This is a genomic window from Arthrobacter sp. AFG7.2, from assembly GCF_002892835.1.
Classification (GTDB): Bacteria; Actinomycetota; Actinomycetes; order Actinomycetales; family Micrococcaceae; genus Arthrobacter.
The window spans coordinates 317,210-332,419 of sequence record NZ_PJMB01000002.1; the positions used below are offsets into that span (position 1 = coordinate 317,210).

The window sequence follows — 15,210 nt, forward strand, 5'->3', positions numbered from 1 at the left end:
TGCCGTTACAGCACGTCCACGCCGTCCAGCCGGAGCTGGAAGGGCTCGGTGGAACGTTTTGCGGCTGCGGCTGCCCTGGTGACCCGCAGCACGCGGGTCACGGCAGCTGCCTGTGCATAAGGGAAAAAGAGCAGCGTCCGGACATCCTCCACTGAGCGGCGGGGCGTGGGCGGGCCGTTAAGAACCACGGGTGCCGGTCCGGCAGTGCGCAAGGTGATTCCTCCGGCGGCCAGCTCCGCGGTGACGGCCCCGGCGTACTGCTCGACGGCGGCCCTGGGCCCGGTAACGGATGCCAGGCGTACGGCAGGGGGCAGCTGCAGCTCCACCCGCAATGACAGCTCCCGTTCGGCATAGCCGGCGGGATCCCATCTGAGCAGGGCGCCTACGGCAGCTGTGTCCGCTGCGGTGACCACCACCAGCCCGCCATCCGCGGCCGGGCGGACAAGCGCTGCGGCGTTGAACCACCGCCGCACAGTGTCCTCGCCCGCGCGGAGCGTCTCACGGCGCAGCAGGGAATCACCGTCCAGGAGCAGGGCTGCAGCGTATCCCCCGGTGGCCACCGGTTCCGCGCCTACAGTCGCCACCACCAGGGCCTTGCCGGCGCCCACTTCCGCTTTGACCTGGTCTCCCGAGGAGGTAATGACCGTCTTGCCGGGAAACGCGCGGCCGAGCTCCTCCGCTGTCCTGATGACTCCCGTGGCGCCCTTCCGGAGCCGCCTGCCACCGCAGTGCACGCAGTGCCAGTCCGGCGCAGGTGTGGAACACCAGCGGCATTGGGGCATGGCTGAGGTTCCGCTTGCCCCGGCTACTGCAAGCGGCCCTTGGCACGTGCCGCACCGGGCGGGCTCCCGGCAGGTCTCGCAGGCGAGCGACGGCGCGTAACCGGCACGCGCAACCTGCACCAGGACCGGTCCGTGCTCCAGTCCTTCCTTTGCCGCCCGCCACGCAGCTCCAGGAAGGCGGGCAATCCTGGCCAGCGGATCCCGCTCCTGCTCGAAACTGTCGGCAGTATTGACGATGCGCGGAACAGTCCGCCGGACATCAGGGCGGCCGGCATCGACTGCAATTGCCCAGCCGGCCTCCACCAGCCGCTGGGCCTCCGTACTGCGGGAGTGGCCGGCGAGGAGGCAGGCAGCGCCTTCCTGCCCGGCCCTCAGGAGCAGGACGTCGCGGGCGTGGGCGTAGGGGGCGCGTTGTTCGATGTGGAGGTCGTCGCCGTCGTCCCAGCAGGCCACCAGGCCAAGGTCCTTGACCGGGGCGAAGGCGGCCGACCGCGTGCCAATGGCAACCCGGGCTGTCCCCGCCAGAAGCCGAAGGAAATTCCGGTAGCGCGGAGTGGGCCCGTCGTCGGCCGTTAACCGGGCAACTGCGTCTTCGGGCAGCAAGGCCTGGAGGGCTTTTTCGAGGCGGTCGAGATCGCGGTAGTCGGGCACCACTACAAGGGCGCCACGCCCTGATGCGTAGGCGGCCGCCGCCGCTTCGGCCAGTAGCTGCGGCCATCCTCCCGTGCCATAGCCCTGAAGCGGGTTCAGGACGGCCCGGGGAGAACCGCCGCCCGCCAGATGGTGCAGGAACGTCGGGCCGTTGCGGTACAGCGCCCAGGAAACGGGCAGCGTTTCCTGCCCCGGACCCGGGGGCGTCTCTGGACTTTCGGGCACCCGGCCCGGATCAGCGGTACCAGCGGGCAGCCCGGCCGTGAACTCCTTTTCCAGCTTCGCCACCCGGGGCGGCACGGCAACGCGCAGGACGTCGCTGACGGTACCGGCGCAGCGTGCCGCGACGGCGGCCACAAGTTCCCGGACAGCGGGTGTGAGGACGGCGACCGGGGACACGACTTTCGCCAACGGAACCAAGGTGTGTCCGGCGTCGGATTCGGCGACCCGTTCCATCAGGAACCCGCTGAGATCCTGGCCGTTGAACTTGACCTTGACCCTGACGCCCGGCATCGCCGATTCGTCCAGCGCCTCCGGAACCCCGTAGTCGAAAAGCCGGTCCAGGTGCGGCAGGGAGGACTCCACCAGCACCTTGGCCACGGGCAGGTGCCGGGCCAGTTGCGGGCCACCGGGCCGCGGAGTGGCCGGAAAACCCTGCAGGAGCGAAGGCTGGACCGCGCCGGATCCGTCCGGGGACGGCTGGAGAGGGCTGTCAGCAATGGGCACATGAGTACCCGGCCTGTGGGCAGCGATGGCAGTTACCTCCGTTCGGCTCCCGGATGGACATGCCCAGCCAACCACAGGGGACTGACATTCTTCACCAGGCGAATGACCGGGACGGAAGCGTGCAGCCTAGGCGTTGAAGAATGCCTTCAGGTCATCGACGCGGTCCAGCCGCTCCCAGGTGAAGTCCGGCTCGTCGCGCCCGAAGTGCCCGTGCGCTGCGGTCTTGGCGTAGATGGGCCGCTTCAGGTCCAAGGCATCGATGATGGCGCGGGGGCGCAGGTCGAAGATCTCCGCAATGGCAGCGCTGATCCGCGCCGGGTCCACCGTTTCAGTCCCGAACGTCTCAACGTACGTGCCTACCGGCCGCGCCTGGCCGATGGCGTAGGCGATCTGGATTTCCGCCCGCTTGGCAAGCCCTGCAGCAACCACGTTCTTGGCAACCCAGCGCATGGCGTACGCGGCGGAGCGGTCCACTTTGGACGGGTCCTTGCCGGAGAATGCACCGCCGCCGTGCCGGGCCATGCCGCCGTAGGTGTCCACAATGATCTTTCGTCCGGTCAGGCCGGCATCACCCACCGGGCCACCGATCACGAACTCACCGGCAGGGTTAAGAATGTTATGGGTGCGGGACAGGTCCAGGTTGGCACCCGCCAGCACCGGCTCGATGACCACCGATGCGAGGTCCGCGCGGAGCCGGTCCAGGCTCGCGCCTTCCGCATGCTGGCTGCTGATGACGACTGTTTCCACGGAAACCGGGACGTCCTTGTCGTACCCCACGGTCACCTGGGTTTTGCCGTCCGGGCGCAGGTACGACAGTTCGCCTGACTTGCGGACTTCGGTGAGTCGTTCGGACAGGCGGTGTGCCAGCCAGATGGGTGTGGGCATGTACGACGGCGTTTCGTCGCTGGCGTAGCCGAACATCAGGCCTTGGTCGCCGGCGCCCTGGAGGTCGTAGTCATCTTCCTGGCGGCCCTCGCGGGCTTCGAGCGAGTTGAACACGCCGCCTGCAATGTCGTTGGACTGCTGCCCGATGGAAACGGAGACGCCGCAGCGGGCGCCGTCGAATCCGTTGGCGGAAGAATCGTAGCCAATGCCCAGGATCGTTTCGCGCACGATCTGGGGAATCTCCACGTACGCATCAGTGGTGACCTCGCCTGCCACGTGGACCAGGCCCGTGGTGGCCATGGTCTCCACAGCTACCCGGGACTCCGGGTCGGCAGCCAGCAGAGCGTCCAAAATGGCGTCACTGATCTGGTCGCAGATCTTATCGGGATGGCCTTCGGTGACCGACTCGGAGGTGAAGAGCCGGAGTGCGGAGGGCGTGGCCCCGGACGTCTGGGGAAGGTGCAGCGGTAAAGTCACTCAACTACCTTACTGGTTGGGATACGCACCACCCGCAGGAGACGGGGCGAGATGTCTCCGTGCTAAGTGAACGTGGCCTGAAACACTCAGGCTCGGGGCGAAACGGAATTCAGTTCGTAGCCGATCCGGCTGATGATGGCTGCCGAAACCTCTGTCTTGGTTCCGGAGGCCTCCTGTGGTTCGGAACCGGCGCGGGCCAGGATGACCACCGAATTCGTATCCTGCCCAAAGACCTTGTCCGTGCCCACATGATTGACCACCAGGAGGTCACAGCCCTTGCGCTGAAGTTTCGCCTGGGCATGCGCCAGAACGCCACCATCGCTGTCGCCGGTTTCTGCCGCGAAGCCAACAATCAGCTGCTGCTTTTGCCCGGCTGTGCCGTTCCGCAGTTCCACCAGTTCCTGCAGGATGTCAGGGTTGCGCACCAGCGTGATGACGGGATCGGCTGTGTCATCACGCTTCTTGATCTTGGTGTCCGAAACCTCCGCAGGGCGGAAGTCGGCAACTGCCGCAGACATGATGACGGCGTCGGAGTCAGCTGCCGCCGCCAGCGCGGCTTTGCGAAGCTGCAGGGCCGTCTCCACCTGCACCACATCGACGCCGGCCGGGGGCGGGACTTCCATGTGGGCTGCCAGCAGGCGGACGCTGGCGCCGGCATTCCGGGCGGCGACGGCCAGGGCGACGCCCTGCTTCCCGGAGGAGCGGTTGCCCAGGAAGCGTACCGGGTCCAGGGGTTCACGGGTGCCGCCGGCACTGATGGTCACCGTCCGGCCGGCCAGCGGCAGCTGGAAGTCTGATGGTCCTTGCAGCAGTGCCATGGCAGCGTCAAAAATAGCTTCCGGCTCGGGAAGCCTGCCCGGGCCGGAATCGGCGCCCGTCAGCCGCCCGGTTGCCGGCTCCAGGACGGCCGCACCACGGCTGCGCAGGGTCTCAACGTTGGCCCGGGTGGCAGCATGCTGCCACATCTCGGTGTGCATGGCCGGGGCGAACAGCACAGGGCCGTGCGCCATCAGCAGGGTGTTGGTCAGCAGGTCCCCGGCCTGCCCGGTCGCTGCTTTTGCCAGCAGGTCGGCAGTGGCCGGGGCGATGACCACCAGATCCGCTTCATGGCCCAGCCGGACGTGGTTGACCTGGTGGACGTCGTCGAAAACGCTGTTGCTCACCGGGTTTCCGGACAGCGCCTCCCAGGTTGCGGTACCCACGAAGCGGGTGGACGCCTCCGTGGGGATGACCGTGACGTTGTGGCCGGCTTCAGTAAAAAGCCGGAGGAGCGATGCCACCTTATAGGCGGCAATCCCTCCCCCGACTCCGAGGACTATGCGCACGTGACCTCCGTCAACAGCACGTCAGTTCGGCGGCAGTTATTACTCTGCTGCTTCGATCGGCGTGGAAACCAGCTTGCCTTCGTTAATCTCGCGCAGGGCGATCGAGAGTGACTTCTCGTTCAGCTTGGTGTCAACCAGCGGGCCGACGTATTCGAAAAGGCCCTCGTGCAGCTGGGCGTAGTAAGCGTTGATCTGACGAGCACGCTTGGCACCGAAAATCACCAGGCCATACTTGGAATCGGCTGCCTCAAGCAGCGAGTCGATGGGCGGGTTGATGATGCCTTCAAGGTTCGTAGACACGAATTCTCCAAAGTTCTAGCGGGTTGACGGTTCCGGCGCGCCATGCGGGTGCGGGGTCAGCCCCATGAGTGAAACAAGCTCGTCCGCTGCCCGGCGAACGTCGTCATTCACGACGGTGAAATCGAACTCCGGTTCAGCAGCAAGTTCCAGTTTAGCGGTTTCCAGCCGCTGCTGCTGTTCCTCCGGGCTTTCGGTGCCGCGGCCCACCAGGCGGCGGACCATTTCGTCCCAGCTGGGCGGGGCCAAAAAGACAAACTGTGCGTCGGGAACCGCGGCTTTCACTTGCCGGGCACCCTGAAGGTCGATTTCCAGAAGTACAGACCGGCCCTCGGCAATGGCCTGATTAACGGTGCTCTTCAGCGTCCCGTACGTGTTCTGGCCGTGAACCACAGCCCATTCCAGGAGTTCCCCGTCCGCTACGAGCTGCTCGAACTCTTCTTTGGACTTGAAGAAGTAGTGGACGCCGTCCTGCTCGCCGGGACGGGGAGCCCGGGTGGTGGCGGATACGGACAGCCATACCTCGGGATAATTGTCCCGGATGTAGGTGGACACGGTGCCTTTGCCAACAGCCGTCGGACCAGCGAGGACTGTCAGTCCAGGTTTCTTGCTCACGTATTCCTTTGCCGGGGTTGGGATCAGCAGGCTTCACGCCCGCCCTAACTCTCGTCTATAAAATCTACCAGCGCCCGGCGCTGGTGAACGCCCAGGCCGCGGACCCTGCGGGAAGCGGCTATCCCCAACTGGCCCATAATTGCCGCGGCCCGTACTTTTCCGATGCCCGGGAGCGCCTCCAGCAGTTCGGACACCCTCATCCGGGCCAACGCATCATCCTCCAGCGAAGAGCTGATGATGTCCGCGGCGGACCTTTCACCGTTCTTGAGGCTTTCCTTGGCCGCCGCACGGGTAGCCCTGGCTGCTGCTGCCTTGTTCAGGGCGTCAGCCCGTTCCGACGCGGATAACGGTCGCAGGACCATGGCGCCACACCCCCGGGATTCGGTGGATTTGGTCCAAGGGCGGCCGCCCTTGGACCTGTCCTGAAACTACCCTTTGGTGCTGCCCGAATCAATGCATCCGGTGAAACGCACCACTATTCGCTGCGGAGTCCGTCGACGTTCCGCTGGGCGGCCTCACGCAGTCCGCGCTGATCCGGCCCGGCAGAGAGAATCTCCCGGCTCGAGGTACCCAGGACTTGCGGATAGGCAGCACCGAAAGTGGCGCGCAGATCCGACGGCGTTGCCCCCTGCGCGCCCAGGCCCGGCGCCAGGATGGGCCCGCGCATGCCGGCAAGATCCAGGTCCAGGTCCGACAGGGCGGAGCCTACGGTAGCGCCCACCACAAGGCCCACGGAACCGAGGCTTCCCTGGTAGCGGCGGTTTTCCACCGCGGCCGCCTCCGTGATCCGGCGGGCCACCGAGTCCGCTCCCCCGACGTGCTGCACGGAGGCACCCTCCGGGTTGGACGTCAGCGCAAGGACGAAGACGCCGCGGCCCGTCCCGGCTGCAAGGTCCAGCGCGGGGCGCAACGACTCGAAGCCAAGGTACGGGCTAAGGGTCACGGAGTCCGCAGCCAGGGGGGAATCGTCACGGAGCCAGGCGTCGGCGTAGGCGGCCATGGTGGATCCGATATCGCCGCGCTTGGCGTCGGCAATGGTGAGCACGGACTCGTCCCGGGCCTCGGCAAGAACCTCTTCCAGGACCGCCATTCCGGCGGAACCGTGGCGCTCGTACAGCGCCACCTGCGGCTTGATGGCGGCAGCGAGCGAAGCCACCGCCTCCAGCACCGTCAGCGAAAACCGCCTCAGCCCGGCGACGTCGTCGTCAAGTCCCCAGCTCTTCAACAGGGCGGGGTGGGGATCGATGCCGACGCACAACGGGCCGCGGGCCGCCATGGCGGCACCCAGCCGCGAGCCAAAGGACTCCCGGCCGGGTACTGCAGCGGATGGCGATACGTGCTCAGGCATGCTGCAGGGCAGCTTTCTGGGACGCCGCCAGGGACGCGGCGTGCTCCTGCAGGCTGGTCACCGACCACTCGTAGGTCCGCATCGCCTCGATGGCCTGGACGGCGGCGTTGAACTCGGCCACCGTGGTGATGCAGGGGATGCCGATGGACGTGGCCGCTGCGCGGAGTTCGTAACCGTCGCTGCGGGCCTCGCCGCCGGAGGGTGTGTTGAACACCATGTCGATCTCCCCGGCGATCACCAGGTCCGCGATGGTGCCTTCACCCTCGGCGCTGCTGCCTTCTGCCACCTTGCGGACCGGGGTGGCCTGGATGCCGTTGCGCCGCAGGACGTCCGCAGTGCCGCCGGTGGAGACGATCTCGAAGCCGAGGTCGGAGAGCCGCTTGACGCCCATGATCACCGAACGCTTGTCCCGGTTGGCTACGGAGACGAAGATCTTGCCTTCGGTGGGCAAGGCGTTGTTGGCCGCTGCCTGGCTCTTGGCGAACGCGGTGTCGAAGTGCTTGTCGATGCCCATGACCTCACCGGTGGAGCGCATTTCGGGCCCGAGCAGGGAATCGACCACCTTGCCCTCAAGGGTACGGAAGCGGCTGAACGGCAGGACTGCCTCCTTGACGGACACCGGGGCGTCCAGGGGCAGCGTGGAGCCGTCCCCCGCTTCCGGCAGCATCTTGTAGGCGCTGCGGAGCTGGCCGATGGTGACACCGGTGCCGATCAGGGCCGCGGCCTTGGCCATCTGCACGCCGGTGGCCTTGGACACGAACGGCACGGTCCGGGACGCCCGGGGGTTGGCTTCCAGGACGTACAGGACGTCGGAGGCCAAAGCGAACTGGATGTTGATGAGGCCGCGGACGCCCACGCCTTCGGCGATGGCCCGGGTTGCGGTGCGGACCCGTTCCAGGACGTTGGTGCCCAGGGTGATGGGCGGCAGGACGCAGGCGGAGTCGCCGGAGTGGATGCCGGCTTCCTCGATGTGCTCCATGATGCCGCCCAGGTACATGTCGGTTCCGTCGAAGAGGGCATCGACGTCAATTTCGACGGCGTCCTCCAGGAAGCGGTCGATCAGCACCGGGTGGTCCGGGGTGATTTCCGTGGCGTTGGCGATATAGCGGGAAAGGTTGGGCTCGTCGTAGACGATCTCCATGCCGCGGCCGCCCAGCACATAGGACGGGCGGACCAGCACGGGGTAGCCGATTTCGTCGGCGATCTTCTTGGCGTCCTCGAAGGACACGGCGGTGCCGTTCTTCGGGGAGATCAGGCCGGCCTTGTCCAGCACGCGGGAGAACATGCCGCGGTGCTCGGCGAGGTCGATGGCTTCCGGGGAGGTGCCGAGGATGGGCACTCCCGCGTCAGCCAGCTGCTGGGCCAGCTTGAGGGGGGTCTGGCCGCCAAGCTGCACGAAGACGCCCATCACGCCGCCGGTGCGTTCTTCCGCGGCGATGACCTCCAGGACGTCCTCGAGCGTCAGGGGCTCGAAGTACAGGCGGGTGGAGATGTCGTAGTCCGTGGAGACGGTTTCGGGGTTGCAGTTGACCATGACGGTCTCGTAGCCGGCCTTGCGCAATGCCATGGAGGCGTGGACGCAGGAGTAGTCGAACTCGATGCCCTGGCCGATGCGGTTGGGGCCGGAGCCGAGGATCAGGATGGACGGCTTGGAGTGCAGCGCAACCTCGTCCTCCTCGTCGTAGGCCGAGTAGTGGTACGGGGTGTACGCGGCGAATTCCGCTGCGCAGGTGTCCACAGTCTTGTAGACGGGGCGGATCCCGAGCGCCTGCCGGACGCCGCGGACCACAGCTTCGGAATTGTGGGTGAGGGCGCCGATCTGCTCGTCGGAGAAGCCGTGCCGCTTGGCGCGCTTCAGCATGTCAACCGTGAGTGCACCCGCCTTACGGATCTCGTGGGAGATCTCGTTGAGCAGCTGGAGCTGGTCGAGGAACCAGGGGTCGATCTTCGTCGCCTCAAAAAGCTGCTCTACGGTGGCGCCGCCCAGCAGGGCGCGCTGGACCTGGTACAGCCGGTCCGTCGTCGGCCGCTTTGCTTTTTCGATCAGCTCGGCCACTTCCCATTCGGGAACGGAGGTGAAGTCCAGCTGGGAGCCCTTCTGCTCCAGGGAGCGCAAGGCCTTCTGCAGGGCCTCGGTGAAGTTGCGGCCCATGGCCATGGCCTCGCCCACGGACTTCATGGTGGTCGTGAGGGTGTTGTCCGCGGCCGGGAACTTCTCGAACGCAAAGCGCGGTACCTTCACCACAACGTAGTCGAGGGTCGGCTCGAAGGACGCCGGGGTCTTCTGGGTGATGTCATTCGGGATCTCGTCCAGCGTGTAGCCCAGGGAGAGCTTGGTGGCGATCTTCGCGATGGCGAAGCCGGTTGCCTTTGACGCCAGCGCCGAGGAGCGGGAAACGCGGGGGTTCATCTCGATGACCACCACGCGGCCGGTGGCGGGATCGATGGCGAACTGGATGTTGCAGCCGCCGGTGTCCACGCCCACTTCGCGGATGACGGCGATAGAGATGTCGCGCAGCCGCTGGTATTCGCGGTCGGTGAGGGTGAGGGCAGGTGCCACGGTGATGGAGTCACCGGTGTGGACGCCTACGGGATCGAAGTTCTCGATGGAGCAGACCACCACGACGTTGTCGTTTTTGTCCCGCATCATCTCGAGCTCGTATTCCTTCCAGCCGAGGATGCTCTCTTCGAGCAGCACCTCGCTGGTGGGGCTGTACTGCAGGCCCTGGCCCACGATGCGCCGGAGGTCGTCCTCGTTGTAGGCGAGGCCCGAGCCGAGGCCGCCCATGGTGAAGGACGGCCGGACCACCATGGGGTAGCCGAGGTCGTCGGCGGCCTTGAGGGCTTCATCCATGCTGTGGATGATGTGGCTGCGGGCGGATTCCGCGCCGCAGCGTTCCACCACGCCCTTGAACTTTTCGCGGTCCTCGCCGAGTTCGATGGCGGCGATGTTTGCGCCGATGAGCTCCACGTTGTACTTCTCGAGTACGCCGTTCTTGTCCAGGGCGATGGCCGTGTTCAGTGCCGTCTGGCCGCCCAGGGTGGGCAGGACGGCGTCCGGGCGTTCCTTGGCGATGATCTTCTCCACCACCTCGGGGGTGATGGGCTCGATGTAGGTGGCGTCGGCGAACTCGGGGTCGGTCATGATGGTGGCCGGGTTGGAGTTGACCAGGATGACCCGCAGGCCCTCCTCCTTCAGGACGCGCAGCGCCTGCGTGCCGGAGTAGTCGAACTCTGCGGCCTGGCCGATGACGATCGGGCCGGAACCAATGACGAGGACGCTCTTGAGGTCTGTACGTTTCGGCATTACTTCTTGTCCTCAGTCTTGTTGTCGTTTTTGTGTTCAGCGCCTGCGGGATGTGCGGAGTCCACGGGATCCTTGGACAGATTGGCGGTCCTGCCGTCCCGGGTGCCCTCCATCAGGTCGATGAAGCGGTCAAAGAGGTAGGCGGCGTCGTGCGGGCCGGCCGCTGCCTCGGGGTGGTACTGCACGGAGAAGGCGGGGATGTCCAGGCAGGCCAGGCCCTCCACCACGTCGTCGTTCAGGCTGACGTGGCTGACCTCCACACGGCCGTACCGTTCCTCCGGAGCCAGCGTTGCGCCGTCGAGCGGTGCATCCACGGCGAAGCCGTGGTTCTGGGACGTGATTTCCACCTTGCCCGTGCGGCGGTCCATGACGGGCTGGTTGATGCCGCGGTGGCCGTAGCGGAGCTTGTAGGTGCCAAAGCCGAGCGCGCGGCCCAGGATCTGGTTGCCGAAGCAGATACCGAAGTACGGCAGCTTCTCGTCAAGGACGGAGCGGAGCAGCTTCACCTGTGTATCGGCAGTGGCGGGGTCCCCGGGGCCGTTGGACATAAAGAAGCCGTCCGGGTTGACCGCCTTGACGTCTTCCAGGGTGGCGGTGGCGGGGAGCACGTGGACCCGGACGCCGCGCTCGGCGAACCGGACGGGCGTCATGGCCTTGATGCCAAGGTCGACGGCGGCAATGCTGAACCGGGGTTCGCCGTCCCAGCCGTGGTCCTTCGGGTCCACCACGTAGGCTTCGTCGACGCTGACTTCCTCCGCGAGGCGTGCGCCTTCCATGGGGGCGCTGGCCAGCACCGCGTCAACCAGTTCCTTGTCCGTGGCCTGCGCGGCTTCGCCGGAGAAGATGCCGGCGCGCATGGTTTTGTGCTCGCGGAGGTGGCGGGTGATGGCCCGGGTGTCCACGCCCTGGATGCCCACGATCCCCTGGGCCACCAGCTCCTCGTCCAGGGAACGCTCGGAGCGCCAGTTGGAGGGGCGGCGCGCGGCGTCACGGACGATGTAGCCGGCAACCCAGATGCGGCGGGACTCTGCGTCGTCGTTGTTCACGCCAGTGTTGCCGATGTGCGGTGCGGTCTGGACCACAAGCTGGCGGGCGTAGGAAGGATCCGTAATGGTCTCCTGGTAGCCGGTCATGCCGGTAGCGAAGACGGCCTCGCCCAGGGTGGTTCCGGTGGCGCCGTAGCTGCTCCCGCGGAAGATGCGGCCGTCTTCAAGGACCAGCGCAGCTGGAACGGAAACCGGAGCGGAAACTGGGGCGGTTACTGCGGTATGTGTTGTCACTGTCTTACTTTCCACTGTTGGCATCAGCCGCGGGGGCCGAAGAAATCAATTCCTGAAGTGCTTCGAACAGAACGTCCTTGTCCGCCGCGCGGCGGGTGCGGAAGCCGGTGTCCAGCCCATGGCTGCCGTGCGTCCAGGCCAGGACCAGGAGGCCGTCCTTTTCCACGAATTTGCCGGCCATGCCGCTGTCCTGCCGGACGGCGGTGAGCGACGCCGCAGGGACGTAGAGTGCCGGAGCTCCTGAACGGTCAAAGAGGACGCCGTGCGGGTAGACCTCGAGGACGGCGTTGGTGCGGATGCCCAGGCCATGGACCGCGATGCGGTCCAGCCAGTCACCGGCTGTGGTGGTGGCGACGTATTGCCCCTCCGCAACGGCGAGCGGCTCACCGGCAGCCTCCGGCACGGACGGCAGGTGTTCGACGTCGGACTGGCGGCGCAGCCTGTTCCGCCATCCAACGGCGAGGAGGACGAAGACGACGGCAATGATCGCGAGCATCGCGAGTCCGGGGAGGATTTTGTCCATTAGGCGGCGCCCACGGACGCGGCGTGCCGGAACGGAGTGTTGAGCCTGCCGTCCAGGACGGTGGGGTGTCCCTTGAAGAAGGTGGCCACAACCTTGCCCGGCAGCTCCCTGCCCTTGAAGGGCGAGTTTCGGCCCATGGTTGCCATCCGGGACGGGTCAACGGTCCAGCGGGCGGCAGGATCCACGAGGATGACGTTGGCCGGCTCCCCTGCTTCCAGGGGCCTGCCCTGGTCCTCAAGCCGCCCGATTTTCGCGGCGGCGGTGGAGGTGACCCGGGCGAAGTCCGCCCACGTCATCAGGCCGGTGTCGATCATGGTGTGCTGCACCACCGAGAGGGCAGTCTCCAGCCCCGTCATGCCCATTGCGGCCTGCGCCCACTCGCACTCCTTGTGCTCGCTGGGGTGCGGCGCGTGGTCGGTGCCCACGACGTCGATGGTCCCGTCTGCCAGCCCGGCCCGGAGGGCCTGGACGTCAGCGTCGGTGCGCAGCGGCGGGTTGACCTTGTACACGGGGTCGTAGCTGCGGACCAGGTCGTCGGTGAGCAGCAGGTGGTGCGGGGTGACTTCCGCCGTGACGTTGATGCCGCGTTCCTTGGCCCAGCGGATGATTTCAACAGAGCCGGCCGTGGAGACATGGCAGACGTGGAGCCGCGAGCCTACGTGCTGCGCCAGCAGGACGTCGCGGGCAATAATGCTTTCCTCGGCAACAGCGGGCCAGCCGGCGAGGCCGAGCACCGCTGACACCTCGCCTTCGTTCATCTGCGCACCGGCGGTCAGCCGTGGTTCCTGCGCGTGCTGGGCCACCACGCCGTCGAATGCTTTGACGTACTCCAGTGCGCGGCGCATCAGGACAGGATCGTGGACACAGATCCCGTCGTCGGAAAACATGCGCACCCGCGCCCGGGAATCGGCCATGGCGCCCAGTTCAGCGAGCTGCTCCCCCGCGAGGCCCACGGTGACGGCGCCTACCGGCCGCACATCCACCCACCCGGCTGCCTGGCCGAGTGAGAATACCTGTTCAACCACGCCCGCGGTGTCCGCCACCGGCGTGCTGTTGGCCATCGCGTGGACCGCCGTATACCCGCCCAGCGCTGCGGCGCGGGTGCCGGTCTCCACTGTTTCGGCGTCTTCCCGGCCCGGCTCGCGGAGATGAGTGTGGACATCAACCATGCCGGGCAGCGCCACCAGGCCGGAGGCATCGATGACAGTGGCGCCCTCAGCGGTCAGTCCGCTGCCGGTTTCGGCGATAACGCCGTCACGGATCAGCAGGTCGGCCGGTTCACCGCCCAGGATGGCGGCGCCCTGGATCAGGTATGTTCCGGTGTTGGCGGCCATCAGTTGCTCTCCTTGGTGGAATGGGTGCCGGCGTAGGCAAGGGCGGGGGTGGCGGCTGGTTCGCGGGTGTCCCCGGAGAGCAGCAGGTACAGTGCGGCCATCCGCACGGAGACGCCGTTGCGGACCTGGGCGAGCACTGTGGAACGGGGCGAGTCGGCTGCGGCCGCGGAAATTTCCAGGCCTCGGTTCATGGGCCCCGGGTGCATGATGATGGTGTCCTTCATCCCCAGGGTGTCCAGGGCCCGCAGCCGGTTATCGTCGAATCCCCACCGGCGGGAATATTCGCGGGTGCTGGGGAAGAAGGACGCGTTCATGCGTTCACCCTGGACCCGGAGCATCATGACGGCGTCCGCTCCCTGCTCCAGGGTTTCGTCCATGTTGTAGCTCACCTTGCAGGGCCATTTTTCGACGCCGATGGGCAGCAGGGTGGGCGGCGCCACCAGGGTGACGTCCGCACCAAGGGTGCGCAGCAGCCAGACATTGGACCGGGCAACGCGGGAGTGGAGGACGTCACCGGCAATGGCTACGCGCATCCCTTTCAGGTCGGCGCCTTCGGAGCCTGTACCGGCCAGCCGTGCCCAGTGGCGGCGCATGGTGAACGCGTCCAGGAGCGCCTGGGTGGGGTGCTCGTGGGTGCCGTCGCCGGCGTTGATGACGGCGGCGTCGATCCAGTCGGTGGCTGCGAGCCGGTGCGGCGCGCCTGACGCCCAGTGACGGATGACGACGGCGTCCGCACCCATGGCGGAGAGCGTCTGGGCGGTGTCCTTCAGGGATTCCCCCTTGGAGACCGAGGAGCCTTTGGCAGCGAAGTTGATGACGTCCGCGGAGAGTCGTTTGGCTGCGGCTTCGAAGGAGATCCGCGTCCGGGTGGAGTCCTCGAAAAAGAGGTTGACTACGGTCCTGCCGCGGAGAGCCGGAAGCTTTTTCACTTCGCGGTCACCTACCGCTGCCATCTCCTCTGCGGTGTCCAGGATGCGGATGGCGTTGCTGAGGCTCAGGTCCTCGGTAGAGAGCAGGTGCTTCATGAACGGCCCTCGATGACTACTTCGTTCACTGGTGCGCCGCCGGGGGCGGTGTCCGTCTCCTCGAGCCGGACCCGGACCTTTTCCGCGGAAGATGTTGGCAGGTTCTTGCCCACGTGGTCCGCGCGGATGGGAAGTTCGCGGTGGCCGCGGTCGATCAGGACGGCGAGCCGGACGATGCGGGGCCGGCCCAGGTCAACGAGGGCGTCGAGGGCGGCGCGGATGGTGCGCCCGGAGTACAGGACGTCATCGATGAGGACAACCACCTTGTTGTCGATACCGGTGCGCGGCAGTTTGGTGGGGTAAGGCGGCCGGGTCCCCTGATGCGAGAGATCGTCGCGGAACATGGTGACGTCGAGCTGGCCTACGATTGCCGCTGCATCAACAGTGCTGTCCGCTGCTGCGATTTTGTCGGCGAGCCGGAGTGCCAGCGGGTAGCCGCGGCGCGGGATGCCCAGCAGGACAAGGTCCTGGGAACCCTTATTTGCCTCAAGGATTTCGTGGGCGATACGAGTGAGGGCCCGGTCAATGTCCGCCTGGCTGAGGACAACCCTGGCTGGAACCGGTGCGCTGGTGACAGAAGTCAACGCTCGTCTCCCCTTTCCCCGCCTCACAGGACGGAATTAAAAAAGGATCAT

General features: G+C 66.5%; 13 protein-coding genes. All 13 read right to left on the bottom strand.

Going from position 1 to position 15,210, the window contains the following annotated elements; all coding sequences use genetic code 11:
- Nucleotides 1-5: 5 nt before the first annotated feature.
- Complete coding sequence (locus CXX84_RS05200) at nucleotides 6-2,153, bottom strand: primosomal protein N' (protein ID WP_102975877.1); 2,148 nt, start codon at nucleotides 2,151-2,153, stop codon at nucleotides 6-8.
- Between the two features lie 132 nt (nucleotides 2,154-2,285).
- Complete coding sequence (metK, locus tag CXX84_RS05205; protein ID WP_102975636.1) at nucleotides 2,286-3,521, bottom strand: methionine adenosyltransferase; 1,236 nt, start codon at nucleotides 3,519-3,521, stop codon at nucleotides 2,286-2,288.
- 86 nt (nucleotides 3,522-3,607) lie between these two features.
- Nucleotides 3,608-4,846: a bifunctional phosphopantothenoylcysteine decarboxylase/phosphopantothenate--cysteine ligase CoaBC gene (gene coaBC, locus CXX84_RS05210; RefSeq protein ID WP_102975637.1), complete on the bottom strand. Its 1,239-nt coding sequence runs from the start codon at nucleotides 4,844-4,846 to the stop codon at nucleotides 3,608-3,610.
- 39 nt (nucleotides 4,847-4,885) lie between these two features.
- Nucleotides 4,886-5,146 (bottom strand): DNA-directed RNA polymerase subunit omega, encoded by a 261-nt coding sequence (gene rpoZ / locus CXX84_RS05215; RefSeq protein ID WP_003800778.1) that lies wholly within the window; start codon nucleotides 5,144-5,146, stop codon nucleotides 4,886-4,888.
- A gap of 15 nt (nucleotides 5,147-5,161) precedes the next feature.
- The gene (gene gmk / locus CXX84_RS05220; protein ID WP_102975638.1) at nucleotides 5,162-5,758 is read right to left on the bottom strand and encodes a guanylate kinase; all 597 of its coding nucleotides are present in this window, start codon (nucleotides 5,756-5,758) and stop codon (nucleotides 5,162-5,164) included.
- A 44-nt stretch (nucleotides 5,759-5,802) separates the two neighbouring features.
- The gene (mihF, locus tag CXX84_RS05225; protein ID WP_102975639.1) at nucleotides 5,803-6,120 is read right to left on the bottom strand and encodes an integration host factor, actinobacterial type; all 318 of its coding nucleotides are present in this window, start codon (nucleotides 6,118-6,120) and stop codon (nucleotides 5,803-5,805) included.
- 113 nt (nucleotides 6,121-6,233) lie between these two features.
- Nucleotides 6,234-7,106: an orotidine-5'-phosphate decarboxylase gene (gene pyrF / locus CXX84_RS05230; RefSeq protein WP_102975640.1), complete on the bottom strand. Its 873-nt coding sequence runs from the start codon at nucleotides 7,104-7,106 to the stop codon at nucleotides 6,234-6,236.
- Nucleotides 7,099-10,413: a carbamoyl-phosphate synthase large subunit gene (gene carB, locus CXX84_RS05235; protein WP_102975641.1), complete on the bottom strand. Its 3,315-nt coding sequence runs from the start codon at nucleotides 10,411-10,413 to the stop codon at nucleotides 7,099-7,101. Before carB ends, pyrF begins: the two co-directional genes overlap by 8 nt.
- Nucleotides 10,413-11,717 (bottom strand): glutamine-hydrolyzing carbamoyl-phosphate synthase small subunit, encoded by a 1,305-nt coding sequence (gene carA / locus CXX84_RS05240; RefSeq protein ID WP_223252978.1) that lies wholly within the window; start codon nucleotides 11,715-11,717, stop codon nucleotides 10,413-10,415. The genes carB and carA overlap by 1 nt, the downstream gene beginning before the upstream one ends.
- On the bottom strand, nucleotides 11,698-12,216 hold the full coding sequence (locus CXX84_RS05245) for a hypothetical protein (RefSeq protein ID WP_102975643.1): 519 nt from the start codon (nucleotides 12,214-12,216) through the stop codon (nucleotides 11,698-11,700). The genes carA and CXX84_RS05245 overlap by 20 nt, the downstream gene beginning before the upstream one ends.
- Nucleotides 12,216-13,550 carry a dihydroorotase gene (locus tag CXX84_RS05250; RefSeq protein WP_102975644.1) on the bottom strand — a complete coding sequence of 445 codons (1,335 nt, stop codon included), beginning with the start codon at nucleotides 13,548-13,550 and terminating at the stop codon, nucleotides 12,216-12,218. The genes CXX84_RS05245 and CXX84_RS05250 overlap by 1 nt, the downstream gene beginning before the upstream one ends.
- Nucleotides 13,550-14,575, bottom strand: a complete 1,026-nt coding sequence (locus tag CXX84_RS05255; RefSeq protein ID WP_102975645.1) for an aspartate carbamoyltransferase catalytic subunit — start codon at nucleotides 14,573-14,575, stop codon at nucleotides 13,550-13,552. The genes CXX84_RS05250 and CXX84_RS05255 overlap by 1 nt, the downstream gene beginning before the upstream one ends.
- Entirely contained in the window at nucleotides 14,572-15,159 is a 588-nt protein-coding gene (gene pyrR / locus CXX84_RS05260) for a bifunctional pyr operon transcriptional regulator/uracil phosphoribosyltransferase PyrR (RefSeq protein ID WP_102975646.1), read from the bottom strand. The genes CXX84_RS05255 and pyrR overlap by 4 nt, the downstream gene beginning before the upstream one ends.
- Nucleotides 15,160-15,210 lie beyond the last annotated feature (51 nt).